The organism is Streptomyces sp. R41 (assembly GCF_041053055.1).
Taxonomy (GTDB): Bacteria; Actinomycetota; Actinomycetes; order Streptomycetales; family Streptomycetaceae; genus Streptomyces.
Window position 1 is genome coordinate 3,847,575 of the sequence record NZ_CP163443.1, and the last position, 24,320, is coordinate 3,871,894.

At 71.6% G+C, this 24,320-nt stretch carries 23 protein-coding genes; 18 read left to right on the forward strand and 5 right to left on the reverse strand.

Going from position 1 to position 24,320, the window contains the following annotated elements:
- The first annotated feature begins 143 nt into the window (after nucleotides 1–143).
- Nucleotides 144–773 (forward strand): TetR family transcriptional regulator, encoded by a 630-nt coding sequence (locus AB5J53_RS17775; protein ID WP_369246633.1) that lies wholly within the window; start codon nucleotides 144–146, stop codon nucleotides 771–773.
- A gap of 126 nt (nucleotides 774–899) precedes the next feature.
- Here the strand turns inward: AB5J53_RS17775 and AB5J53_RS17780 are convergent, their stop codons facing one another.
- From AB5J53_RS17780 to AB5J53_RS17790, 3 genes are read right to left on the reverse strand one after another with little or no spacing between them, the layout of a single operon-like run.
- Nucleotides 900–1,139, reverse strand: a complete 240-nt coding sequence (locus tag AB5J53_RS17780) for a hypothetical protein (protein WP_369246634.1) — start codon at nucleotides 1,137–1,139, stop codon at nucleotides 900–902.
- A gap of 59 nt (nucleotides 1,140–1,198) precedes the next feature.
- The gene (malQ, locus tag AB5J53_RS17785) at nucleotides 1,199–3,346 is read right to left on the reverse strand and encodes a 4-alpha-glucanotransferase (protein ID WP_369246635.1); all 2,148 of its coding nucleotides are present in this window, start codon (nucleotides 3,344–3,346) and stop codon (nucleotides 1,199–1,201) included.
- Nucleotides 3,347–3,586, reverse strand: coding sequence for a hypothetical protein (locus tag AB5J53_RS17790; protein WP_369246636.1), 240 nt, complete (start codon nucleotides 3,584–3,586; stop codon nucleotides 3,347–3,349).
- 253 nt (nucleotides 3,587–3,839) lie between these two features.
- Here AB5J53_RS17790 and AB5J53_RS17795 point away from each other — a divergent pair, with 253 nt between their 5' ends.
- From AB5J53_RS17795 to AB5J53_RS17820, 6 genes are all read left to right on the forward strand, one after another.
- Nucleotides 3,840–6,881 (forward strand): beta-N-acetylglucosaminidase domain-containing protein, encoded by a 3,042-nt coding sequence (locus AB5J53_RS17795; RefSeq protein WP_369246637.1) that lies wholly within the window; start codon nucleotides 3,840–3,842, stop codon nucleotides 6,879–6,881.
- 111 nt (nucleotides 6,882–6,992) lie between these two features.
- Nucleotides 6,993–7,583 carry an RNA polymerase sigma factor gene (locus AB5J53_RS17800; RefSeq protein ID WP_369246638.1) on the forward strand — a complete coding sequence of 197 codons (591 nt, stop codon included), beginning with the start codon at nucleotides 6,993–6,995 and terminating at the stop codon, nucleotides 7,581–7,583.
- Nucleotides 7,580–8,521, forward strand: a complete 942-nt coding sequence (locus AB5J53_RS17805; protein WP_369246639.1) for a zf-HC2 domain-containing protein — start codon at nucleotides 7,580–7,582, stop codon at nucleotides 8,519–8,521. Before AB5J53_RS17800 ends, AB5J53_RS17805 begins: the two co-directional genes overlap by 4 nt.
- 65 nt (nucleotides 8,522–8,586) lie before the next feature.
- Nucleotides 8,587–9,384, forward strand: a complete 798-nt coding sequence (locus tag AB5J53_RS17810; protein ID WP_369252300.1) for an ATP-binding cassette domain-containing protein — start codon at nucleotides 8,587–8,589, stop codon at nucleotides 9,382–9,384.
- Nucleotides 9,381–10,928 carry a hypothetical protein gene (locus tag AB5J53_RS17815; protein ID WP_369246640.1) on the forward strand — a complete coding sequence of 516 codons (1,548 nt, stop codon included), beginning with the start codon at nucleotides 9,381–9,383 and terminating at the stop codon, nucleotides 10,926–10,928. The genes AB5J53_RS17810 and AB5J53_RS17815 overlap by 4 nt, the downstream gene beginning before the upstream one ends.
- Nucleotides 10,925–11,575, forward strand: coding sequence for a hypothetical protein (locus tag AB5J53_RS17820; protein WP_369246641.1), 651 nt, complete (start codon nucleotides 10,925–10,927; stop codon nucleotides 11,573–11,575). The genes AB5J53_RS17815 and AB5J53_RS17820 overlap by 4 nt, the downstream gene beginning before the upstream one ends.
- A 51-nt stretch (nucleotides 11,576–11,626) precedes the next feature.
- On the opposite strand, the gene AB5J53_RS17825 is transcribed toward AB5J53_RS17820, so the two are convergent.
- Nucleotides 11,627–12,163: an HNH endonuclease gene (locus AB5J53_RS17825; protein WP_327428786.1), complete on the reverse strand. Its 537-nt coding sequence runs from the start codon at nucleotides 12,161–12,163 to the stop codon at nucleotides 11,627–11,629.
- Nucleotides 12,164–12,435: 272 nt separating this feature from the next.
- Between AB5J53_RS17825 and AB5J53_RS17830 the strand changes: the two genes are divergently transcribed.
- Nucleotides 12,436–13,539 (forward strand): mechanosensitive ion channel domain-containing protein, encoded by a 1,104-nt coding sequence (locus AB5J53_RS17830; RefSeq protein ID WP_369246642.1) that lies wholly within the window; start codon nucleotides 12,436–12,438, stop codon nucleotides 13,537–13,539.
- Nucleotides 13,540–13,767: 228 nt separating this feature from the next.
- Here the strand turns inward: AB5J53_RS17830 and AB5J53_RS17835 are convergent, their stop codons facing one another.
- Nucleotides 13,768–14,337, reverse strand: a complete 570-nt coding sequence (locus AB5J53_RS17835; RefSeq protein WP_369246643.1) for a hypothetical protein — start codon at nucleotides 14,335–14,337, stop codon at nucleotides 13,768–13,770.
- Between the two features lie 481 nt (nucleotides 14,338–14,818).
- On the opposite strand from AB5J53_RS17835, the gene AB5J53_RS17840 reads away from it, so the two are divergent.
- The 10 genes from AB5J53_RS17840 (at nucleotide 14,819) to AB5J53_RS17885 (ending at nucleotide 24,128) form a co-directional block, all read left to right on the forward strand.
- Nucleotides 14,819–15,652, forward strand: a complete 834-nt coding sequence (locus tag AB5J53_RS17840; RefSeq protein ID WP_369246644.1) for a hypothetical protein — start codon at nucleotides 14,819–14,821, stop codon at nucleotides 15,650–15,652.
- 200 nt (nucleotides 15,653–15,852) lie between these two features.
- The gene (locus AB5J53_RS17845) at nucleotides 15,853–17,064 is read left to right on the forward strand and encodes an ROK family transcriptional regulator (protein ID WP_369246645.1); all 1,212 of its coding nucleotides are present in this window, start codon (nucleotides 15,853–15,855) and stop codon (nucleotides 17,062–17,064) included.
- Nucleotides 17,065–17,124: 60 nt separating this feature from the next.
- Nucleotides 17,125–18,462 carry an ABC transporter substrate-binding protein gene (locus AB5J53_RS17850; RefSeq protein ID WP_369246646.1) on the forward strand — a complete coding sequence of 446 codons (1,338 nt, stop codon included), beginning with the start codon at nucleotides 17,125–17,127 and terminating at the stop codon, nucleotides 18,460–18,462.
- Between the two features lie 6 nt (nucleotides 18,463–18,468).
- Nucleotides 18,469–19,413, forward strand: a complete 945-nt coding sequence (locus tag AB5J53_RS17855; RefSeq protein WP_369246647.1) for a carbohydrate ABC transporter permease — start codon at nucleotides 18,469–18,471, stop codon at nucleotides 19,411–19,413.
- A 5-nt stretch (nucleotides 19,414–19,418) separates the two neighbouring features.
- A complete protein-coding gene (locus AB5J53_RS17860) occupies nucleotides 19,419–20,312 on the forward strand; it encodes a carbohydrate ABC transporter permease (RefSeq protein WP_369246648.1) in 894 nt (297 codons plus the stop codon).
- A gap of 6 nt (nucleotides 20,313–20,318) precedes the next feature.
- On the forward strand, nucleotides 20,319–21,584 hold the full coding sequence (locus AB5J53_RS17865; protein WP_369246649.1) for a 6-phospho-beta-glucosidase: 1,266 nt from the start codon (nucleotides 20,319–20,321) through the stop codon (nucleotides 21,582–21,584).
- On the forward strand, nucleotides 21,581–22,594 hold the full coding sequence (locus tag AB5J53_RS17870; RefSeq protein ID WP_369246650.1) for an N-acetylglucosamine kinase: 1,014 nt from the start codon (nucleotides 21,581–21,583) through the stop codon (nucleotides 22,592–22,594). The genes AB5J53_RS17865 and AB5J53_RS17870 overlap by 4 nt, the downstream gene beginning before the upstream one ends.
- A 106-nt stretch (nucleotides 22,595–22,700) precedes the next feature.
- Entirely contained in the window at nucleotides 22,701–23,174 is a 474-nt protein-coding gene (locus AB5J53_RS17875) for a DUF3995 domain-containing protein (RefSeq protein WP_369246651.1), read from the forward strand.
- Complete coding sequence (locus AB5J53_RS17880; RefSeq protein WP_369246652.1) at nucleotides 23,155–23,664, forward strand: RNA polymerase sigma factor; 510 nt, start codon at nucleotides 23,155–23,157, stop codon at nucleotides 23,662–23,664. The genes AB5J53_RS17875 and AB5J53_RS17880 overlap by 20 nt, the downstream gene beginning before the upstream one ends.
- Complete coding sequence (locus tag AB5J53_RS17885) at nucleotides 23,661–24,128, forward strand: hypothetical protein (protein WP_369246653.1); 468 nt, start codon at nucleotides 23,661–23,663, stop codon at nucleotides 24,126–24,128. The genes AB5J53_RS17880 and AB5J53_RS17885 overlap by 4 nt, the downstream gene beginning before the upstream one ends.
- Nucleotides 24,129–24,320: the final 192 nt, after the last annotated feature.

The window sequence follows — 24,320 nt, forward strand, 5'->3', positions numbered from 1 at the left end:
CCATCGTGTCGTTCATGGCGACCTCCTGATGCCAACACCTGTTGGTCAATGCCCGTTTGCCAACACTTGTTGGCCAACGCTTGTTGGCTAACATAGGACGACACTCCTGGACTGTCAACACGTGTTGGCCTACGGTTGTTGGCATGGCACTCGAGGACCACCCCACGCCCCCGTCGACGCCGGCGTCGACGTCGGGATCAGCGCCGGCCGACGCGCCCGCGCCCCGCCGCTCCGACGCCACCCGCACCGCGATCCTCGCCGCCGCCCGCGAGCGCTTCGCGGCCGACGGCTACGAGCGCGCCACCATCCGCGCCATCGCCAAGGACGCGCGGATCGATCCGTCGATGGTGATGCGCTATTACGGCTCGAAGGAGGGGTTGTTCGCCGCCGTGCTCGACGTCGATCTGCGGCTGCCCGATCCGGCGGGCATCGACCCGCACGACGTGGGCCGCGTCCTGGTGAGCCACTTCCTCGACCTCTGGGAGGAGAACGAGGTGCTCACCGCGATGCTCCGGGTCGGCGTCACCAATCAGGCCGGCGCCGAGCGCATGCAGGGCATCTTCAAGGATCAGCTGTCCCCGGTCGCCCAGCGGGCCTGCCCCGACCCCGAGCAGGCGCCGACACGGGCCGCGCTCTGCGCCTCACAACTGCTCGGGCTCGCGCTCGCCCGCTACGTCCTGCGGATCGAGCCGGCCGTCGCGCTGCACCGCGAGGAGATCGTGGCGTGGCTGGGACCGACGGTGCAGCGGTATCTGACGGCGCCGAATCCGTAGTACGCGCAAGAACACCTCGGTACACGCAGAAACACGTCGAGGGAGTCCGCGCACCCTGCGGTGCGCGGACTCCCTCGACGGAAAAACCGGTGAAAGCCGGTGAGAGCCGTGTGGGCCGAGCCGAGCTCAGCTCTGCTTCTGCCGCCTGTCGGACTTGTCCAGGACCATCACGAGGCCGGCGATGATCAGGAACAGCACGATCGGCAGCGCGACGTAGAGGCCCAGCGTGTCGATCACGCTCAGGCCCTGGCCGGGGTCGTCACCGTCGTCGCGGGTCAGCGCGAGCGCGGGGGACGACATGAGCAGCATCATCAGCGTCGTACCGGCGGCCAGGGCGCCGGCGCGCAGGGCGTTCTTCTTGTCCACGGTGCAAACGTAGCGAACACCTGAATGAGTCGCGCGCCCGGGGGTGCCGTACGGAGGTCTCAGCGCGCCGCGTGCCCGCCTCCGCCACCACGCGCGCGCCTGGCGCCGCCGGTCTGCGCCCCGGCCCGCACCACATGGAGCAGCGCGTGCAGCCGGGGCGACGCGGCCAGTTCCTCCAGCGTCACCGGGCGGCCCTCGGCGTCGGCGATGGGCAGGCGCCAGTTGGGGTACTGGTCCCAGGTGCCGGGCAGGTTCTGCGGGCGCCGGTCGCCGACCGTGTCCGGGAGCCAGACGCCGATCAGGCGGGCTGGGGTGAGCAGCAGGAACCGGTGCACGGCCTGGATCTCGGCCTCCTCCGAAACCGTGGGGCACCCGCCGCTCGCGCCCCACAGCAGCCCGAGCCGGGTGAGCAGCGTCAGCCACTCCCCCGTGTCCGAGGCGGCCGCCGCCCGCTCCTCCTCCAGGGAACCGGTCAACAGGCCGAGCCGGTCGCGGAGTTCGACGTGGTCGCCGGTGAGCCGGGAGGCGGTGGGCGGCAGGTCGTGGGTGGTGGCGGTGGCCAGGCAGTCGGCGCGCCAGCGCTCGGGGGGCAGGGGGAGCCCGTCGCCGTCCCAGTCACGTTCGAACCACAGCACCGACGTGCCGAGCACCCCGCGCGCCCGCAGCGTCTCGCGCACGCCCGGCTCCACCGTGCCGAGGTCCTCGCCGATGACCAGCGCCCCGGCGCGCGACGCCTCGAGGACCAGGACCGCGAGCATCGCCTCGGCGTCGTAACGGACGTACGTGCCTTCGGTGGGCGGCCGGCCCTGCGGGATCCACCAGAGCCGGAACAGGCCCATGACGTGGTCGATGCGCACGGCGCCCGCGTGCCGGAAGAGGGCGCGCAGGAGGCGGCGGTACGGAGCGTAGCCGGACGCGGCCAGCCGGTCCGGTCGCCAGGGCGGCAGGCCCCAGTCCTGGCCGCGCGCGTTGAAGGCGTCCGGGGGTGCGCCGACGGACATGCCGGCCGCGAAGTACTCCTGCTGGGCCCAGGCGTCGGCGCCGTCCGGGTGCACCCCGACGGCGAGGTCGTGCACCAGCCCCACCGCCATCCCCGCGTCGCGCGCCGAGCGCTGGGCGGTGGCGAGTTGGGCGTCGGTGAGCCAGGCGAGACGGGTGTGGAAGTCGACGCGGTCCATCAACTCGGCGCGGGCGCGGGCGGTTTCCGGCGAGCGTGGGTCGCGCAGGCCCTCGGGCCAGCGCCGCCAGTCGGAGCCGTACATCTCGGCGAGCGCGCACCAGGTGGCGTGGTCCTCCAGCGCCTCGCCCTCCTCGGCGAGGAAGTCGACGTACGCGGCCCGTCTGCCGGGTCCGAGCGGCACCGTGCTGACCAGTTCCAGCGCCTCGCGCTTGAGCTCCCACACGGCGTCGCGGTCGATCAACGCGCCCTTGTCGAGCACGGATTCCCGCAGCCGCTCGGCGCGCTCCAGCAGCGTACGCACCTGGTCGGGCTCGTCGACGTACCCGAACTCGGGGATGTCCTCGACCCGCAGATGCACCGGGTCGGGGAAGCGGCGAGAGGAGGGCCGGTACGGGGAGGGGTCGGTGGGGGCGCCGGGTACGGCCGCGTGCAGCGGGTTGACCTGAACGAATCCGGCGCCGAGCGCCCGGCCGGCCCAGGCGGTCAGCTCGGCGAGGTCGCCGAGGTCGCCCATGCCCCAGGAGCGCCGGGACAGCAGGGAGTAGAGCTGGACGAGGAGGCCGTAAGCGCGTCCGGGCGGCGTGGGCAGCCGGGCGGGGGCGACGACGAGGTGGGCGTCGGCGGTGCGGCCGTCGGGGGCGGTGGCGCGCAACGCGTGGACGCCGGGCGGAAGTTGTTCGGCCGAGGCGCGGGTCTCGCCCTGTTCGGTGGCGATACGGAGCCGGGTGCCGTCCGGCAGTTCGGCCAGTTCGGCGGGGGCGCGGCCGCCCCAGCACACCACCGTCGGTGGCAGCAGCCGCTCCCGCGCCTCGGCCTCCCGTGCCGCGAGGGCGGCGCTCACGGCGTCCGGGGTGCTCGCGTCGACGCCGAGCGCCGCCAGGGCCGCGACGAGCGCGGTGTCCGAGGCCGCGACCGTACGGTCCGGGGACGGGCTGTAGGAGGTGGCGACGCCGTGCAGTCCGGCGAGCCGGGACAGGGGTGTCGCAGGCGTCGTCTGCGGAGGGTCGGCGGGCCGACGTGGCGCCATCTAGACCCCCGAGGCGGCGCCGGTGGAGGTCGGCTCGCTCGTCAGGTGCGCGGCGTCGGCCAGCGGCGGCTCGCTGGTGAGCGGTTCGGCGTCGGGCAGCGGGGGCTCACTCGTCAGCGGAACCTCCGCGCAGGCGCCTTCCGCGCTGAGCAGGCACAGATGGGCGCCTTCGGGTTCGAGGGACGCATCCGCCGCGCGTTTGGAGAGGGCCGAGAGCAGAAGGTGTGCCGATGCGGCCACGGGGGCCTCCTTGTCGAGTACGGGGGTCGAGGACCTGTCTGGCGGGATACCGCAGCCCTACCCAGTGGGCGCGACCGCAGACGTACGCGGACGAACAACGTGCTTCTGGTCACATTCTGCCCCCATGTCGCACCTCCTGATTGGGGTAAACAGGGCACTTCGGCCACTCTCGTTGACACCCTCACCACGCGGATGGTGGGCTCGACGCCTCCCCGACACGGCCGTCGGGGGCCGAGCTACGAGGAGGGGGAGCGTGCAGCTCCGGCGTAGGAGAGGGACGGCCGCCGTCGCGTTCGCCGTCGTTGCCGGCACGCTGGGCGCGGCTTCCACCGCCGTCGCCGCACCCCCCGCACCCACGGCTTCCGCTGACGACCGCGAGCCCACCGAGGGCGGACTGCCCACGGTCTGGCCCCGCCCGCAGTCCCTGCGCGCGGGCGGCACCGCGGTCGCGGTCACGGACGAGATCGTCCTGGTGACCGACGCGACGCCCGATCCGTACGCCGTCGACGCGCTGCGCACGCTGCTTCGCCAATCAGGCGCGCGAAAGATCACGACAGCGCGCGAGGGGGACGAGCTCCCCGCGCGTGCGCTGGTGGTGCGCGCGGGCACGGAGACGGCGTACGCGAGCCAACAGGGCACCCGGGGGGCGTACTCCTTCGGCGGGCACGCCGGGAGCGCGACCACCGATGGGGCGCACGCCCTTGGTCCGCGCGCCGCCTCCAGCGAGTTGGAGCGGGCGCTCACGGCGCTGGGCGCCGCGCCCCGCGCCGACCTTCCCACCGGTGGCTACCGCCTGGCCGTCGGCCGCGCCGGCGGCCGTGACACCATCGCCCTCGCGGGAGTCGGCGAGGACGGCCTGTTCCACGCGGTGCAGACGCTGCGGCAGCTCGTCGGCGCCGACAAGCTGGTCGCGGGCGTCGTCGTCCGCGACTGGCCCGGCACCGCCGTGCGCGGCACCACCGAGGGCTTCTACGGCACCCCGTGGACCCGCGAACAGCGCCTCGCCCAGCTGGACTTCATGGGCCGCACCAAGCAGAACCGCTATGTGTACGCCCCTGGTGACGATCTCTACCGCCAGGAGCGCTGGCGTGAGCCGTACCCCGCCGACCAGCGCGCGGACTTCCGGGAGCTGGCGGACCGGGCGCGCCGCAACCACGTCACCCTCGCCTGGGCGGTGGCACCGGGCCAGGCGATGTGCTTCTCCTCGGACGCGGACGTGAAGGCGCTGACGCGCAAGCTCGACGCCATGTGGGCGCTCGGCTTCCGGGCCTTCCAGCTCCAGTTCCAGGACGTCAGCTACAGCGAGTGGCACTGCGGCGCGGACGCCGACACGTTCGGCTCCGGCTCCGAGGCGGCCGCGAAGGCGCAGGCCCGGGTGGCGAACGCGGTGGCCCGGCATCTCGCCGAACGCCACCCGGACGCCGCCGCGTTGTCCCTGATGCCGACGGAGTACTACGAGGACGGCTCGACGACCTACCGCCAGGAGCTGTCGAACGCCCTGGACGAGGGCGTCCAGGTGGCGTGGACGGGCGTCGGAGTCGTGCCGAGGACGATCACGGGTCGCGAACTGGCCCGCACCCGCCAGGCGTTCGGCGGTCACCCGCTCGTCACCATGGACAACTATCCGGTCAACGACTACGCGCAGGACCGGGTCTTCCTCGGCCCGTACCAGGGGCGCGAGCCGGCGGTCGCGACGGGTTCGGCGGCCCTGCTGGCGAACGCGATGCCCCAGGCCGAAGCCTCCCGCATCCCGCTGTTCACCGCCGCCGACTACGCCTGGAACCCGCGGGACTACCGCCCTCAGGAGTCCTGGAAGGCCGCGATCGACGACCTCGCGCACGGCGACGCGCGACGCGGCGAAGCGCTGCGCGCCCTGGCCGGCAACGACGCCTCATCCGTCCTCGGCGGCGAGGAGTCGGCGTATCTGCGCCCGCTCGTCAAGGCGTTCTGGCAGGCGCGTACGACCACGGACCGGGCCGCGAACGAGACGGCGGCCGAGCGGCTGCGCGCCGCGTTCACGGTGATGCGCGAGACCCCGAAGCGGCTGGCCGACGGTTCACTGGCAGCCGAAGTGGCGCCCTGGACCGAGCAGTTGGCGCGTTACGGCGAGGCGGGCGACACGGCGGTCGCCATGCTGCGCGCCCAGGCGAGCGGCGACGCGACGGCGGCCTGGACGGCGTACCGCACGCTCGACCGGCTGCGCACCGAGCTCGCGGCGAGCCGGGTGACGGTCGGCAAGGGCGTCCTGGACCCGTTCCTGGCGAAGGCCCGGACGGCGTACGAGACCTGGGCCGGCCTCGACCACGAGCCGGCCGCCGACCGCGGCGCGACGGCGGACGGCCGCACCGTCCGCTTCCCGCGCACCCGCGCCGTCTCCGCGGTCAGCGTCCTCACCGACCCCGGCACGAACGGCTCCGTCGAGGCCCACGTCCCGGGCGGGGGCTGGCGGCCCCTCGGCTCGCTCTCGGCCGGGGGCGCGACGGAGGTCACGGCGGCGGGCGTGTACGCGGACGCGCTCCGCGTCACCGGTCCCGCGCCCTCCCGCGTACGCCATCTCGTGCCGTGGTTCGCCGACTCCCCGGCCGCCGCGGTGGAGTTGGCCCGCTCCGCGACCGACGTGGAGATCGGCGGCACGCAGCGGGTGACCGCCCGGCTGACCTCGCTGCGCCCCGCCGACGTCCGCGGCGAGCTGACGGCGAGGGCGCCGAAGGGCATCGAGGTCAAGGTCCCCCGGGGTGCCTCGACCCTCCCCCGCGGAACCGCCGTCGACGTCCCCGTCGAGGTCACCGTCCCGTCGGGGACACCCTCAGGAACGTACGAGGTCACCGTCGCCTTCGGCCCCCAGACCCGCACTCTGACGGTCCGCGCCTTCCCGCGCACGACGGGCCCCGATCTGGCCCGCACCGGCGTCGCGTCCTCGTCCGGCGACGAGACCCCCGACTTTCCGGCGTCGGCGGCGAACGACGGTGATCCGGGGACGCGTTGGTCGTCCCCCGTCGAGGACGGCGCCTGGTGGCAGGTGCGGCTGGCCGAGCCGGTCCGTCTCGGCCAGGTCGTCCTGCGCTGGCAGGACGCGTACTCCTCCTCGTACCGCGTCCAGGTCTCCGCCGACGGCCGCGTCTGGCGCACGGCGGCGACAGTGCGGGACGGCCGGGGCGGCCGCGAGTCCGTGCGCTTCGACGAGCGCGACGTCCGGTACGTGCGTGTCCAGGGGGTCGAGCGGGCGACGCGGTACGGGTACTCGCTGTGGTCGGTGGGGGCGTACGCGGTGGCGGGGAAAACTGCCGCGGAGTGAGCTGCCCCGGAGAGATCTGCCGCGCAGTGAACAGGCCCGCAGAGATCCGCCGCGGAGTGAACCGATGGCCACGAAGGGGTCGATAGACGGGGTGTGAGACTGTTCCGCCCCATGGGGGGCCACCGGGAGGACGACACGGACGCGGCGCTGCTGCGGGCCGTGGCGGACGGGGACTCGGCGGCGATGGCCGCGCTGTACGACCGGCACGCCGGGTGGCTGCACACGCGGCTGACCCGTCGCTGCGCCGATCCCGAGGTGGTACGCGAGGTGTTGCAGGACACCTTCGTGACCGTGTGGCGGTCGGCCGGCGCGCACCGGGGCACGGAGGCCGGCGGCTGGCTGTGGACCATCGCCGCGCGGCGCCTGGTGGACGCGCGACGGGTGCAGGAGCGGGCGGCGCGCGTGGAGTACGCGGCCCCGGTGCCCGCGCCCTCCGCCGAGGAGCGCGTGCTGGCGGGGCTCGAGTACGGGGACGTGGGCACGGCCCTGGACCGCATCTCCCCCGAACTGCGCGAGGTGCTGCGCGCCACGGTCGTCGACGGTCTGACCACACGCGAGACCGCCCGGCTCCTCGGCATCCCGGAAGGCACGGTCAAGACCCGTGCCATGCGCGCCCGCGCCGAACTCCGCGCGGCCCTCTCCCATCTGACCCCGTCCCCGAATCCATCCCTGGCCCCGTCCCCGCTGGGAGGCCCGGCATGACCGGCTGGCACGCCCCCGACGACCTCGTCACCCGCTATGCGGACGGCTCCCTTCCGGAGACGGACGCCTGGTCCCTGGAGAAACACCTGGAGAACTGCGGGCCGTGCGCCGCACGGGTCTCGCACGCGGCGCGTGCGGGGGCGGCGGGGGTGGTCCTGGCGGAGGTACGGGAGGCGGTCCTGCACTCGGTACGCCAACCGGCGCCGACCACCGCACGGGCCTTCGCCCCCGCGACCGCCCAGGTCCCGGCTTCCGCCGCCGCGCCGGCGGCGCCCAGGGGCGCGCGAGCCGTCGGGGGGCGGCTCGCACGGATCGTCTGGGCCGCCGGGCCCGCCTTGCGCGGGGCCTGGGCCGGGGCCGTGGTGCTGGTGGCCGTGGGGGCTGTCGCACTCGCGTACGGGGGCGGGTCGGCGGGCGCGCGGCCTTTGCTGCTGGCCGTCGCGCCGGTCGTACCGGTGGCGGGGGTCGCCCTCTCGTACGGGCGGCATGCCGATCCGCTGCACGAGATCGTCGCAGCCTCTCCTTCCGGCGGGCTGCGCCTCCTGCTGATGCGGACGTCCGCCGTGCTGGCGGTGAGTCTGCCCTTGCTGACGGTGGCGGGGCTGCTGCTCCCGCCCTCCGGCTCGCGCCTGCCCGCTGGACCGGCCGCGGCCACCTGGCTGCTGCCCGGGCTGGCCCTGACGCTGGCCTCGCTCGTGCTGTCCGGGTACGTGGGCTGCCGTACCGCGACGGCGGTGGTCGGCGGAGGCTGGCTGCTCGCGCTGGCGGCCCCCGTCCTCACGGCCACCGGCCCCGGCCTGACGGCCCGTCTCACGCAGCAGCTCTCCCTCTACTTCACCGGCGCCTCACCCCAGGCGGGCTGGGCGGCAGCGGCCGCGCTCTGCGCCCTCCTCCTCGCCGCGCGCCGCAGCGCATACGACCGTCTGGAGACGATGTGAACACCCCTGATACGACCGGCATCTCGCCCATGGGCGGCGATGGCGGTCCTTGGACCACGACGGCCATGGACGGCCGTGACAATCTCCGGACCGCCGCCATACGGGTCTCCGGGCTGACCGTCCGGCACCGCAGGACCACCGCCCTGGACGCCGTCGACCTCGACTTCGGCCCCGGCGTCCACGGTCTGCTCGGCCCCAACGGCGCCGGAAAGACCTCGCTCATCCGGGTCCTCGCGACGGTCGCGGAGCCCACCGCGGGCCAGGTGGAGATGCTCGGCAGCGGCCTGCGCGGTCACCGGGAGCGCAGCGCGGTGCGCCGGGAACTCGGCTATCTGCCACAGGACTTCGGGTACTACCCGGGCTTCACGGTGCGGGAGTTCGTCGCCTATGTGGCGTGGCTGAAGGAGCTGCCTGCCGCGGCCGCCGCGGCCGCGGTCGAACGGGCCGTGGCCCGGGTCGGCCTCGCCGACCGTATCGACGCGAAGGTCAAGACCCTGTCCGGCGGCACGATCCGCCGCGTCGGCATCGCCCAGGCCATCGTGAACGACCCTCGCGTCCTGCTCCTCGACGAGCCCACCGCGGGCCTCGACCCGGAACAGCGCGTCGAGTTCCGGGCGCTGCTGCGGGAGTTGGGCACGGCCTCGACCGTGCTCGTCTCCACCCACCTGGTGGAGGACGTGGCCGCGGCCTGCACGGACGTGACCCTGATCGAGGCCGGCCAGGTCGCCTACCGCGGCACGCCCCGCTCGCTGGCGGCCCTCGGTGCGGACGGTCACGAGTCCGACGGCAATGCCATCGAGCGCGGTTACACGGCGGCCTTGCGCGGCCACCGCACGGCGACAGCGGCGGGGGCCGGCCGATGAACGTACGCATCCACCCGGACGGCGAGAGCCCGGCCGACAGACACGCCCAAGCCGACGGAGGCCGTCCTACGAGCCGGCGGACCGAGCCGAACGGCAGCCGCCCGACGGACCGGCAACCCCATGGAGGCCACCCGTCGGACGCGCGGCCCCACCAGCCCGGCACAAACCGTCAGCAGACCGCGCGCCCGCAGGCTCCACCTGCCCCGAAGCCCCACCCCGGCTCCGCTCCCCACCCTTTCCGCGTCGAGTCGCTGCGCGGCTTCGCCCCCTGGGCGGGCGCGGGGCTGCTGCTCGCTCTCGCGTGGGCGCTCGCCGCCTCATCGGAGCAGTGGCAGGGGAGCTGGGGGGAGACGACGGCAAAGCTGAACATCGCGGCCGACATGATCGGCGTTCCGTTCGCGCTCGCCGCGGGCGCCTGGCAGGGCGGCCGGGAGCGCAGGCTGCGGATGACGGAGCTGTGTGCCTCCACCGCCCGTACGCCGCTCGTCCAGCTCCTGACGGCCGCCCTGCCTCTCGCCTGCTGGCTGGCGGCGGCGTACTTGGCGGCGGTCGCCGGCGCACTGCTCGCCTGCGCGCCGTACGCCTCGGCGGGCGGCCCGGTGCCGCTCGTCCACGCCGGAACCGCCCTCTCGCTCGCCGCCTGCACGGTCCTCGGTCATGCGGCAGGGCGGACGGCACCCTTCCGGCTGACCGCTCCCGTACTCGCGATCTGCGGATACGTCGTCTCCGGCACCCTCACCAACCACCGGTCCGACCTCCGCTACCTCACGTTCGCCCCGGTCGGCTTCCTCGGTGACAACTTCCTCGCCGTGTGGTGGTATCCGCTCGTGTCGGCCCTGTGGGTGGCCGGGCTCGCCGCCGCCGCGGTCCTGGCCCTGGCCGCGTACCGGCGCGCCAGCGCCTTGCTGCCGCTCGCGGCGGCGCTCGGCGCCGCGGTCCTCCTGGTCCAGACGGGCGACGACCTGCTGTACGACAATCCGCTCGCCCACCGTCAGGTCTGCGACGACTCGACCACCCCGAACGTCTGCGTCAACGCCACCTATCCGGGCCTGCTGCCGGAAGTGACCCACGCGCTGTCCGGTCTCACCGGCCGTCTGAAGGGCGTGCGGAACCTGCCGGTCCGCTACGAGGACCTCTGGCGCTCCCCGCACAAGGACGAGGCGCAGCTGCCGATCCTCACCCCGACCGGATGGAGCGCCGTCCGCGGCAAGGTGACCGATCCCGAGCGGTACGCGTGGGAGGCCGCCCAGACGCTGGTCCGCCCGGACTGCGAGAAGCTGCCGTCGCAGCGGGTCCAGGTCACCGACGAGGCCGTACTGCGCTGGCTCGCCCCGGATTCCGTGTCCGAGGACATACACGAGCAATCCGTGGCGCAGGCCCGGCAGCGGGGCGACACGAAGGAACTCGCGAAGTTCCGCGCCGAGGACAAGGCGTACGCGCACCTCACCGCCATGACCGACGACGAACGCCGCTCCTGGCTCAGTCGCTACTTCGCGACGGCCACGCAGTGCGACCCGAACCCGAGCGAGGTCCCGTCCCTGTGAATGCCGAACGGAGACTCCATGGGAACGCCGTACCCGGCCCCGGGCTCAACCCCCTCGCCCTCTACGCCCGCTCCCGCGGCATCCCGACGACCCTGGCGGCCCTGGTCTGCGCCGCGCTCCTCACCCTGTGGGTGGCGAGCCGTCCGGACGCGTACCTCGACCCGTACCGCAGGGTGCCGTTGGTCTCGCTCGCCCCGCTGCTGGCCTCGTCGGCGATCGGCGTGAGCCTTCACACATACGCGCGCGACCTGGACGACACCGCCGTACGCCCCTGGTGGCCGCGACGCCTGGGCCACCTGCTGGTCCTGACCGGGTTCGCGGCGGCGCTGCTCGCCCTCGCCGTGCCGGGGCACTCCCAGGAGTTCGGCGCGGCGGCGATGGTCCGCAACACGCTGGGAGCCATCGGCATCACGGCGGCCGCGGCGGTGCTGCTCGGCGCCCGGCTGAGCTGGATGCCGACGACGCTCTACTTCAGCGCCGTGTACCTCTCGGCCGCCTCGCCCCGTGTGAGTAAGGCGACATTCCTGGCCTGGTCCATGCAGCCGGGTCCACAGCGCGGTGCCTGGGCCGTCGGCCTCGCACTCTTCGTACTCGGTACGGCACTCTGCGCAGCGCGCGGCACCCGTCCCGAAGGACCCCGCGTCTGACGCGGGGTCGCAGGGGTCAAAACCGCGACGGGTATGCAAAAGCCCGGATCGTCAGGCAGAAATGCCGTCGATCCGGGCCATCGCATCATCCGCGCCGTACGGCTGCAGGTATGGCAGCCAGCGCGGGTCCCTATGCCCGGTTCCGATGATGCGCCACGCGAGCCCCGTCGGCGGGGCGGGTTTATGGCGCAGGCGCCAGCCGATCTCGACCAGGTGGCGGTCGGCCTTGGTGTGGTTGCAGCGGCGGCATGACGCCACCACATTTTCCCAGGCGTGCTGACCTCCGCGGGAGCGCGGGATGACGTGGTCGACGCTGGTTGCGACGCCACCGCAGTACATGCACCGGCCGCCGTCGCGAGCGAACAGAGCTCGCCTGGTCAGCGGAACGGGCCCCCGGTAAGGGACCCGCACGAACCTCTTCAGCCGGACCACGCTGGGCGCGGGGACGGTAACGGTTGCACTATGCATGAAGGCGCCGGATTCCTCGAGGCAGATGGCCTTGTTCTCGAGGACGAGGACGAGCGCGCGGCGGAGCGGTACGACGCCGAGCGGCTCGTACGACGCATTGAGGACCAGGACATGCGGCACGGATGCCTCCTTGTACGCCGGCGGCGCGTGGCTCGCGCCGGGACGATCTGTGGCCAGTGTCCCCGAATGCCTGGTGGAAGCGCCACCATGTCCCGGTAACGGGCTGGGAGTGTTTTCGACCACACCTTCTTCATCCCCAGGTGAGCACAGTCTCTCCCTCGAACATCGCAACGATCCACACACGATGCCCCGTTAGTGTGGTGGTTCTGCCCGACGGTGCCCCTCGTGTGTCCCCTGCCGCGGGCAGACCGCTACGCCTGGAGGTACCTGCCGTGTCCCTGTCCGTCCTATTGGCCGCCGGTTCGACGCCGTCGCCGTCCCCCTCGACGTCGACGGACCCGACGGTCGCCACCCTTCAGGACGCCCAGGAAAGTGCGACCAACGCCGCGAGCTGGGTCCAGCAGAACTGGTCCACGTGGCTCGCCATCGGCCTGCGGGTCCTGCTGATCCTGGTGATCGCGGCGGTACTGAGAGTGGCGGTCCGGCGGGCGATCACCAAGTTCATAGAGCGCATGAACCGCACCGCGCAGGCGGTCGACGGCACGGCGCTCGGCGGTCTGCTGGTGAACGTGGAGCGCCGCCGCCAGCGCTCGCAGGCGATCGGCTCGGTACTCCGCTCGGTGGCGTCGTTCCTGATCATGGGCACGGCCGCGCTGATGATCCTCGCCACCTTCGAGATCAACCTGGCCCCGCTGCTCGCCTCGGCCGGTGTCGCCGGTGTCGCGATCGGTTTCGGCGCGCGCAACCTGGTCACGGACTTCCTCTCCGGCGTCTTCATGATCCTCGAGGACCAGTACGGCGTCGGCGACACGATCGACGCGGGCGTCGCCTCCGGCGAGGTCATCGAGGTGGGCCTGCGCGTGACCAAGCTGCGCGGCGACAACGGCGAGATCTGGTACGTCCGCAACGGCGAGGTCAAGCGCATCGGCAACCTCTCCCAGGGCTGGGCCACGGCCGGCGTCGACGTCACCGTCCGCGCCTCGGAGGACCTGGACCGCGTCCAGTCCGTCCTGAACGAGGTCGCCGAGGGCATGAGCAAGGAAGAACCCTGGAACGAGCGCCTCTGGGGCCCGATCGAGGTCCTCGGCCTCGACAGCGTCCTGCTCGACTCCATGGTCGTCCGCGTCTCGGCCAAGACGATGCCCGGCAAGGCCCTCTCCGTGGAGCGCGAGCTGCGCTGGCGCATCAAGCGCGCCTTCGACGCCGCGGACATCCGCATCGTGGGCGGCCCGGTGCCGGAACCGGAGGAGGACCCGGCCCCGGACCCGACGGAGACCGTAGCGGCCCCGTCGGCCCACGCGAACCCGACGTCCCCACAGACCACGGCGGCCTCGCCGATCGCCTCGCCGACCGCGCCGTCGAGCGCCCCCAAGTAGCACCAGGTACGACGGAGGCGGCGCCCGGGACACTCCGGGCGCCGCCTCCGTCGTACCTACGCCTCGCACGCCTTGTACATGCGCCTCGCACGCCTTGTACATGCGCCTCGCACGCCTTGTACATGCGCCTCGCACGCCTTGTACATGCGCCTCGCACGCCTTGTACATGCGCCTCGCACGCCTTGTACATGCGTCTCGCACGCCTTGTACATGCGCCTCCCGCGGCCGTCATCCGCGGGCAGCCCCTAGGGACTCCAGCCCCGCGGCCCGGGCTATCTGGCACACCGCGGCGAAGGCGGAACCCTTCCCCAGGCCCGCCACTCCCAAGAGGCCTTCCCCGTCGCGGACGTCGAGGCGGACGTCGCCCGAGGTCGCGTCGAAGGCCATCGATCCCCACACGGACTGGTCGCCGCGTCCGGGGCGCCAGCGGAAGTGGATCTCCTCGCGGCCCTTCTCGGCGACGAGGAACGCCCGCTCGGACGCCGTAAGTCGGTCACGGACCCGCTCCTGCCACCCCTCGGAGACGGGCATCGCGCGCAGCACATGCGTCTGCCGCTCGTCCAGGGCTCCGGCGGAGAGTGCCAGGCCCGAGGCGCGGGCCCGCCTTCCCAGCGCCAGAAACCCGATGGCCGCCGCTACGAGGCTCACGACTCCCCACGCCGGCAGGCCGGAGGCCAGCTGCTTGCCCAAGCTCGCCCACGTGAAGCCGTCCTGCCACAGGACGATGAGCAACTGCGTGACCGCCAGCGGGAGGAGTCTGCCGACGACGGTGCGCCAGCACGCCAACAACAGCCTCATGAGCAGTCACTTCCGCAGGGTTCGGCCCGAGTTGGGATGTTCGGGCCAAGGCCCGCCCGGCACCGTACGTCATCAACGAAAAGGGGACCTGTGAAAGGGGCGGCACAGGCGGGCAACCGTCGCCACACGGTGACCTCGAACCGCGCCGACACCCTTGACGCACGAGAAGGGAGAGGACTCGACCGATTCACGGTTGTGATGAAACTGTGCGAACACCGTCGACGTATTCCAGCCACACCGGACAGATGGGCTCGAATGCGCACTGCACCTCCATCGACCTGCACATATGAGGGATCGTGATCGAGTTGTGACACGTGTCGACTCCAACCGGGAGCCACCGCTCACCCCGGGCCGGAATTAATCCTCTTCACAGGCTTTCCGCGTTCCCGCCACATCCGTCCACCCCTTATCGTCACCCCCAACAGCGGGCCCTTGTTCTGGAGCGCAACGCCCAGGGGCCCGTTTCGAATGTGGGGAATTCATGCGCAAGTTCGCCATAGGTGCCGCCGTTTCCGGTGCCCTGGCTCTGTCCGCCCTGGCCGTGCCGACCGCGTCGGCCGCCACGCCGGACCTCACCTTCTCCGGCGTGACGGTCTACGGCGGGAAGGCGATCATCGTCGGCATCACCAGCGCGGTGAAGGTTCCGGTCACGTACACACTGACCCGCCCGGCCGACCTCGTGATCGACTACAGGACGAACGCCGCGGGCATCGCCCTCTACCGGGGCTCGCTCTCCGACATCCTCAACGAGATGGAGCCCACCGACGCTCCCACCTGCACCACCACCGCCACGACCGACACCACGGTGACCGAGTCCTGCACGGAGACGATCGTCATCGATCCGTACGAGGCCCTGTACGAGGCCGCGGACGCCACCACCTGGAAGGCCGCCGGCTTCTACGGGCACGTCGCCCAGGACGACGACGGCTCCGACGGCCACATCAGCTTCGAGTACGGCTACGACATGTGGGGCGGCCTCGGTTCCGCCCAGATCAAGCGCGCCGCCAAGCTCACCGCCAACGCCACCCCGGAACCGGTGACGAAGGGCAAGACCCTCACGGTCACCGGCACCCTGACCCGCGCCAACTGGTCCACCAGCAAGTACGCCGGGTACACGGGCCGGCCGGTCGCGCTCCAGTTCCGGGCCAAGGGCTCGGACACCTACACCACGGTCAAGACCGTGACGTCGGGCACCGCCGGGGCCCTCAAGACCACGGTCAAGGCCTCCGCCGACGGCTACTACCGCTACAAGTTCGCCGGGACGGCCTCGACCGGGGCCAAGACGGCCGCCGGGGACTTCGTCGACGTGAAGTAGTCGCCCGCCACACAGAGCAAGCGCACCGCCCCCGCAGGTAACGAGTCTGTTGCCTCGGGGGCGGTTTCTATTGACGCCTCCTTCGCCCCGGGCTTACGTTCCTTCCACCCAATAGGAAACTTTCCTAACAGTGATCATCGGATGGACTTTCCTCCCAGGTCACTGGGAAGGTGGGCAGTTGAAAGGCAGGTGTCGACCACATGGCAGGATCCGCCGGTACGCCGGGCACACCGCGCGTCCTGCGCGCCATGAACGACCGCGCCGCCCTCGATCTGCTTCTCGCGCACGGACCGCTGTCACGGACCAGGATCGGGAAGCTCACCGGGCTGTCCAAGCCCACCGCCTCGCAGCTCCTCGCCCGTCTGGAGGCGGCAGGGCTCGTAGTCGCCACCGGCACCAGCGAGGGCCGCCCGGGCCCCAACGCCCAGTTGTACGTGGTCAATCCGGGCGCCGGCTACGCGGCAGGCCTGGACGTCACCCCCGAACGCATCCTCGCCGCCGTCGCGGACGTCACAGGGCGGACGGTCGGCGAGTACGAGCTGCCCACTCCCGGCCGGCGCCCCGCGCAGCCCGTCGTACGCCAGGTCACCGACGCCCTCGACGGCGCGGTGAAGGCGGCCGGGCTCGCCAGGGACGACGTCCGGCGCCTCGTCATCGGCACCCCCGGCGCCTTCGACCCGAACACCGGCCGACTGCGCTACGCCTCACACCTGCCCGGCTGGCACTCCCCCAGCCTCCTCGACGAGCTCGCGGCCGCGCTGCCGATGCCCGTCGAGTACGAGAACGACGTCAACCTCGTCGCCATCGCGGAGCAGCGGCTCGGCGCCGCCCAGGGCCACGAGGACTTCGTACTCCTGTGGAACGAGGGCGGTCTCGGCGCCGCGCTCGTCCTCGGCGGACGGCTGCACCGCGGCTGGACCGGCGGCGCCGGCGAGGTCGGCTTCCTGCCGGTGCCGGGCGCGCCCCTGGTACGGCAGGTCACCAAGGCCAACAGCGGTGGCTACCAGGAGCTGGCCGGTTCGCAGGCCCTTCCCAAGCTGGCCCGCGAGCTCGGCATCAAGGACGTACCGACGGGCCCGTACGCCGAGGTCGCCGCGGCCCTCGTCGAGCGGGCCGCCGCCATCAACGAGGGCCCGCACCAGCGACTCCTGGAGACGTACGCGACAGGTCTCGCCACCGGTCTCGCCTCGCTGGTCTCCGTGCTCGACCCCGAGCTCGTCGTGCTCAGCGGCGCGTCGCTCACCGCGGGCGGCGAACCACTGCGCGCCCTGGTCCAGGCCGAGTTGGAGGAGCTGGCCGCGTCCCGGCCGCGCCTCGTGGTCGGCGACGTACACGAACACCCCGTGCTGCGCGGCGCGTTGGAAAGCGCCCTGGCAGCCACCCGCGACGAGGTCTTCGACACCTCCCGCTAGTCCGTTCCCCGCACGCTCACCACCTTCACCGCCCCCGCCCTGCCCTAGGGAGACCCCGTCATGCCCGGAATGTCCCGGAAAGCGGTCACCGCGCTCGCCGCTTCCGCCTCGATAGCCCTCCTCGCCACCGCCTGTACCGGCCAGTCCTCCTCCGGCGCGGACGACGACGCGTCCAAGGACCAGACGATCAACTTCTGGCACGCCTGGAGCGCGCCCAGCGAGGTCAAGGCGGTGAAGTCCCTGGTCGCGGGCTTCGAGAAGGCGCACCCCAACATCCACGTGAACATCGTCGGCAACATGACGGACGACAAGATCAACCAGGCGCTGCGCGCGGGCGGCGACAAGGCCCCCGACGTGGTCTCCTCCTTCACCACCAACAACGTGGGCAAGTTCTGCTCCTCCGGCGCCTTCGTCGATCTGAACCCCTTCTTCAAGAAGGCGGGCATCGACCCGGAGACGACCTTCCCGAAGGCGATGAACGAGTACACCCAGTTCGACGGCAACCGCTGCACGGTGCCGCTGCTCGGTGACGCGTACGGGCTCTACTACAACAAGACCGCCTTCAAGAAGGCCGGAATCACGAGCCCCCCGAAGACCTGGTCGGAATTCGAGAAGGACGCCAAGAAACTCACCATCACCAAGGGCGACTCCTACTCGCAGCTCGGCTTCATGCCGAACTACCACGGCTGGGAGTCGACCACCGAGCACTACTTCGGTCAGTTCTCGCCGACGTATTTCGACAGCAGCGGCAAGTCGAACATCGCCAAGGACCCCGCTTTCACGGCCGGTTTCACCCTCCAGAAGAAGCTCGTCGACGAACTCGGCGGTTACAAGAAGCTGGAGACGTACCGCTCCAAGCTCGGCGACGAATGGGGCCCCAAGCACCCCTTCCACACCGGTCAGGTCGCCATGCAGCTGGATGGTGAGTGGCGGCTCGGCATGGCCGAGGAGGCCAAGCCGGACTTCGAGATCGGCGTCGCCCCGCTGCCCGTACCCGACGACCAGGTCGACCAGTACGGCAAGGGCTACATCACCGGCACCATCGCGGGCATCGCCTCCACCAGCAAGAAGCAGAACGCGGCCTGGGAACTGGTCAAATACATGACCACGGACACGGACGCGGTGGTCGGCTTCGCCAACGACATCCACAATGTCCCGTCGACGCTCGCGGCACTGAAGTCGCCGAAGCTGAAGTACGACCCGCGCTTCAAGACGTTCCTGGACATCGCGTCGAACCCGAACTCGACGACGACGCCCGCGTCCATCAACGGCGGCACCTACCTCGTGACGATCCAGCAGTTCGGATACGACTACGAGAGCGGCAAGGCCAAGGATCTGAAGGCGGGTCTGGAAAGCACCGCCAAGCAGATCGACACGGACATCGCGCAGGCGAAGTAGTACGCGATGAGCGCCACATACACACTGCGCGCGAAGCGCCGGCGGTCGGCACTGAAGACGCTCGCCTTCATGTCGCCCTGGCTGATCGGCTTCGCGGTCTTCTTCGCGTACCCGCTGATCTCGACCGTCTATTTCTCCTTCATGCACTACGACGGCTTCAAACCGCCGACGTGGAGCGGGACGAAGAACTGGACGTACGTCTTCGAGAACTACCCGCTGTTCTGGCCCGCTTTGCGCAACACCCTGTGGCTGGTCGTCGTCATGGTCACGCTGCGGGTCGTCTTCGGGCTCGGCGTCGGACTGCTGATCACGAAGATCAAGACGGGTACGGGCGTCTTCCGCACCCTCTTCTATCTCCCCTACCTCGCCCCGCCGGTGGCGGCCACGATGGCCTTCGCCTTCCTCCTCAACCCCGGTACGGGACCGGTCAATTCGATCCTGGAGAAGGTCGGCATCCCGGCGCCCGGCTGGTTCAACGACCCCACCTGGTCGAAGCCGGCCCTGACCCTGCTGGCCCTGTGGGGCATCGGCGACCTGATGGTCATCTTCATGGCCGCGCTGCTCGACGTACCGAGCGAGCAGTACGAGGCCGCGGAGCTGGACGGCGCCTCGGCGTGGCAGCGGTTCCGGTATGTGACGCTGCCGAACATCTCGCCGATCGTGATGTTCGCCGTGGTCACCGGCGTGATCCAGACCATGCAGTACTACACGCAGCCACTGATCGCCGGGAAGGTCGCCTCGGGCGTCATCCAGGGCGCCGGTACGCAGTTCGAGCCCGGCTATCCCGACAAGTCGACGCTCACCCTGCCGCAGCTCGTCTACAACCTCGGCTTCCAGCGCTTCGACTACGGCTCCGCCTGTGTGGTCGCGCTCGTGCTGTTCGCCCTGTCCATGGTGTTCACCGCGTTCCTGATGCGGCGCCGGGGCGGTCTCATCCAGGCAGGTGACTGACACCCATGACTCAAGTACTCGACAAGCCGGTGGAGTTGCGGGCCCCGGTCTCACCCGCCGAGCGCACCGCACGCCGCAAGGCGCTCCTGGAGTGGGTCGCGATCCACGCGCTGGGCGTCGCGGCCGCGCTCTTCTTCGTCCTGCCCTTCGTGTTCGTGTTCCTGACCTCGCTGATGAGCGACACCCAGGCGCTCAGCCGCGATCTGATCCCGCACACGTGGGAGTGGGGCAACTACAAGAAGGTCTTCGACACCCCGGGCTTCCTGACCTGGTGGAAGAACACCCTGCTGTACGCCGGTGCCGGCACCGTCCTGACGGTCGTGTCGTCGATCCCGGTGGCCTACGCGCTCGCCAAGTTCCGCTTCCGCGGCCGCAATCTGTCGCTGATGCTGGTCATCTCGATGATGATGCTGCCGCCGCAGGTGGTCATCATCCCGATGTACCTCTTCTGGGCGAAGCAGCTGGACCTGTCGGGAACACTCTGGCCGCTGATCATCCCGATGGCGTTCGGGGACGCCTTCTCCATCTTCCTGCTGCGCCAGTTCCTGATGACCATCCCGAACGAGTACGTGGACGCGGCGAAGGTCGACGGCTGCGGCGACCTCAGGACGCTCCTGAAGGTCGTGCTCCCGATGGCGAAGCCCGGCATCGCCGCCGTCGCGCTCTTCCAGTTCTTCTACGCCTGGAACGACTACTTCGGGCCCCAGATCTACGCCTCGGAGAACCCGGGCGCCTGGACCCTCTCCTACGGCCTGGAGTCGTTCAAGGGCGCGCACCACACCGACTGGAATCTCACCATGGCCGCGACCGTGCTGGTCATGGCCCCCGTGATCCTCGTGTTCTTCTTCGCCCAGAAGGCGTTCGTCGAGGGCGTCACGCTCACCGGAGTGAAGGGTTAACCACGTATGAAACTCACCGTGGTCGGCGGAGGATCGACCTACACCCCCGAACTCATCGACGGTTTCGCGCGGCTCAGGGACACCCTGCCGATCGAGGAGCTGGTGCTCGTCGACCCGGCATCCGAACGTCTGGAGCTGGTGGGCGGCCTCGCCCGACGGATCTTCGCGCGGCAGGGGCACTCCGGCCGGATCGTCACCACCTCCGACCTGGACGCGGGAGTCGAGGGCGCCGACGCCGTCCTGCTCCAGCTCCGCGTCGGCGGCCAGGCGGCCCGCCAACAGGACGAGACCTGGCCGCTGGAGTGCGGCTGCATCGGGCAGGAGACGACGGGCGCGGGCGGCCTGGCGAAGGCGCTGCGTACGGTGCCGGTGGTGCTGGACATCGCGGAGCGCGTACGCCGTACGAACCCGGACGCCTGGATCATCGACTTCACCAACCCGGTCGGGATCGTGACGCGCGCGTTGCTCCAAGCGGGCCACAAGACGGTCGGACTGTGCAATGTGGCGATCGGCTTCCAGCGGAAGTTCGCCGGACTACTGGGCGTCGCATCCGCCGATGTGCACCTCGACCATGTGGGCCTCAACCACCTCACCTGGGAAACAGGTGTGCGCCTCGGCGGCCCCGAGGGCGAGAACGTCCTCCCGAAACTCCTTGCCGAGCACGGCGACACCATCGCCGACGACCTGCGCCTGCCGCGCAGCATCGTCGACCGCCTCGGCGTCGTCCCCTCCTACTACCTGCGCTACTACTACGCGCACGACGAGGTCGTACGAGAGCTGCGTACGAAGCCGTCCCGGGCCGCCGAAGTAGCGGAAATGGAACGGCAGTTGCTGTCGCTGTACGCCGACCCTGCGCTGGACGAGAAGCCGGAGCTGCTGGCCAAGCGGGGCGGCGCGTACTACTCGGAGGCGGCGGTGGACCTCGCGGCGTCGCTGCTGGGAGGAGGCGGAAGCCCGTACCAGGTGGTGAACACCTACAACAGGGGGACCTTGCCCTTCCTGCCGGACGACGCCGTGATCGAGGTGCAGGCCGCGATCGGTTCCAAGGGGCCGACGCCGCTGTCGGTGCCGGCCGTGGACCCGCTCTACGCGGGCCTGATGGCCAACGTGACGGCGTACGAGGACCTGGCCCTGGAGGCCGCCCTGCGCGGCGGCCGGGACCGGGTCTTCCGGGCCCTCCTCTCCCACCCCCTGGTCGGCCAGTACGCGTACGCCGACGCCCTCACCGACCAGCTGATCGCGCACAACCGGGAGCACCTCGCGTGGGCATGACGTCATCGGGATCCGGCGCCGGGACGGCCGCCGGGTCCAGCCCCGCGGGCCTGGTCCTGGCCATCGACGCGGGGAACAGCAAGACCGACGTCGCGGTGATCGCCGCCGATGGCGCGGTCGTCGCCGCCGCGCGGGGCGGCGGTTTCCGCCCGCCGGCCGTGGGGGTCGAGGCGGCCGTGGACGTGGTCGCCGAGGCGGTGGGCCGGGCCTTCGCCGAGGCCGGTGTCGCTTGCGTCACCCATGTCTCCGCGTGCCTGGCCAACGCGGATCTCCCCGTCGAGGAGGAGCAGTTGGCGGCCGCGCTGCACGCGCGCGCGTGGGGCGCGAGTGTGGAGGTGCGCAATGACACCTTCGCGATCCTGCGGGCCGGTGTGGCCGAGCCGCGCGGAGTCGCCGTCGTCTGCGGGGCCGGCATCAACTGCGTCGGCATGCGGCCCGACGGCCGCACCGCCCGCTTCCCGGCGATCGGACGTATCTCCGGGGACTGGGGCGGTGGTTGGGGCCTGGCGGAGGAGGCCCTGTGGCACGCGGCGCGGGCGGAGGACGGCCGGGGCGGCCCCACGGCCCTGGCGCGCACGCTGCCCGCACACTTCGGTCTGACCTCGATGTACGCGCTGATCGAGGCGTTGCACCTCGAACACATCGGCAACGCCCGACGCCATGAGCTGACGCCCGTCCTGTTCGCCACGGCGGTGGACGGCGACCCGGTGGCCCGCGCGGTCGTCGACCGGCTCGCGGACGAGGTGGTCGCGATGGCCACGGTCGCCCTGACCCGGCTCGACCTCCTCACCGAGGAGACCCCGGTCCTCCTCGGCGGCAGCATCCTCGCCGCCCGCCACCCCCAACTCGACGACCGCGTCCACGAACTCCTCGCGGTCCGCGCCCCGAAGGCGGTCCCCCAGGTGGTCACAGCGAGCCCCGTCCTCGGCGCCGCCCTCCTGGGCCTGGACCACGTAGGGGCCCGGGAGGAGGTGCACGCACGCGTGCGGGCGTTCTACGAGCGGGCCTGAGGAGCGGGGGTTCGGGTGTCCGCGCCGGAAATTCCCGCACATCCGGGGGAACGAATGGCCCGGACGCCTCCTCTGGTGGGTGTCGATTCCCATCTCAGGAGGGCCCATGTCCGACCGCACGGCCACGCGAGCCGCCCATCTCCTCGCCTCGGTGCTCACCGCGGACGCGCTGTTCCACCTTTACTGGGCGACCGGTTCCACCTGGCCCGCCGCCGACGAGAAGAGCCTGTCGTACGCGGTCCTGGGCACGGAGGTCCCGTTCACCCCACCCGTCGTCCTGCCCCTCGCCGCACTCCTGCTGACGGCGAGCGGCATCGTCGTCGCCCAGTCCCGGCGCCCGCAGCGCCTGTTCCGCCTCGGCACCCTCGCCGTGGCGGCCGGGCTGTCCCTGCGCACACTGGCGGGCGTCTACTGGCTCTTCGCACAGGACACCGGGACCGCCTTCTACTGGCTCAACCTCGGCCTCTACACCCCGTTGTGCGCGCTGCTGTGCACGGCCGCGCTCAAGGTCGCCCGCCAACAGGGCACCGCTGCCCAAGAGGGCACCGCCCGTTGGGAAGATGCCGTACGTGTCCGATGAGGAAACGGTCCGCCGGGTGCGCGCCGCGCAGCGCGGCGACACCCTCGCCATGGCCGAACTGCTGGACGAACTGGCCCCCTACGTAGGCCGTATCTGCGGTCCCATCGCCCTGGACCAGGGGCCGGACGCCGCACAGGAGGCGCTGGTCGCGGTGTTCCGTTCGCTGCGCTCTCTCAAGGACCCGGCCGCACTGCGCGGCTGGGTCCGTGCCATCGCGGTGCGCGAGGCGGTCCGCCTGGCCCGGCGCGCCGCCCGCGCGGTGCCCGCCGATCTGAGCACCCTGCCCTCGCGCGGCGATCCCCAACTCGGCGCCGACATCAGGGACGTACTGGACCGGCTGTCCCCCGAGCACCGGGCCGTGCTCGTCCTGCGTGACGTGGAGGGCCTGGACGAGCGGGCCGCGGCCGAGGTGCTCGGCCTCCGCGTCGGCACCGTCAAGTCCCGGCTGCACCGGGCACGGGACACCTTCCGGAAGGCGTGGACCTCATGACCGGACGTGACACGACCAGCGAGTGGCCCGTCGCCGGCCTCGACCCGGTGCGCCGGCTGCACGTGCTCGCCGCCGGCATCCGCGGCGCTCATGTCACCGAGGGCGTCGTGGCCGCCCCGTACGAGCGCGTATGGACCCTGTTGGGCGACCTGGAGGGCGAGTTCGCACGCGTCACGCCCGACATGCGGGGGCTGCGGGTCCTGCGGCGGGACGGTGCGCGCGTCGAGGCGCTGGCCCGCAGCAAGTACGGGATGCGGGCCTTGCTGCGCGGGGAGCAGCGGCCGGGCTGGTGCTGGCTGCAGAGCCGGTTCCTGTTGCTCGGTGTCGCAGCCGCACCGGAGGGCGACGGCACCCGGGTGGCGTTCACAGGGGGCGTGCGCGTGCCGGGACGCGCCGCGCTGGTGCCGCTGGGTGTGCGGCGCGAAGGGGAGCGCAGTCTGCGGCGGCTGACCGGCCTGCTGTGAACGCGGCGGCGACGGGACGGGAACCGAACAGATCCGAACGGCGTATTCATGGGAAGGGGGGTGGTGCGGGAGCCTTGCGCTGCGCCGGAATTCGACAAGTGCGCTGCGATCCGAACAAGATCGAGTCAAGGCCTGTGCGGATGTCAGTCCCGGCGGCGATACTTGCGGCCGTACGCCTCCGTCCGCTGTCCG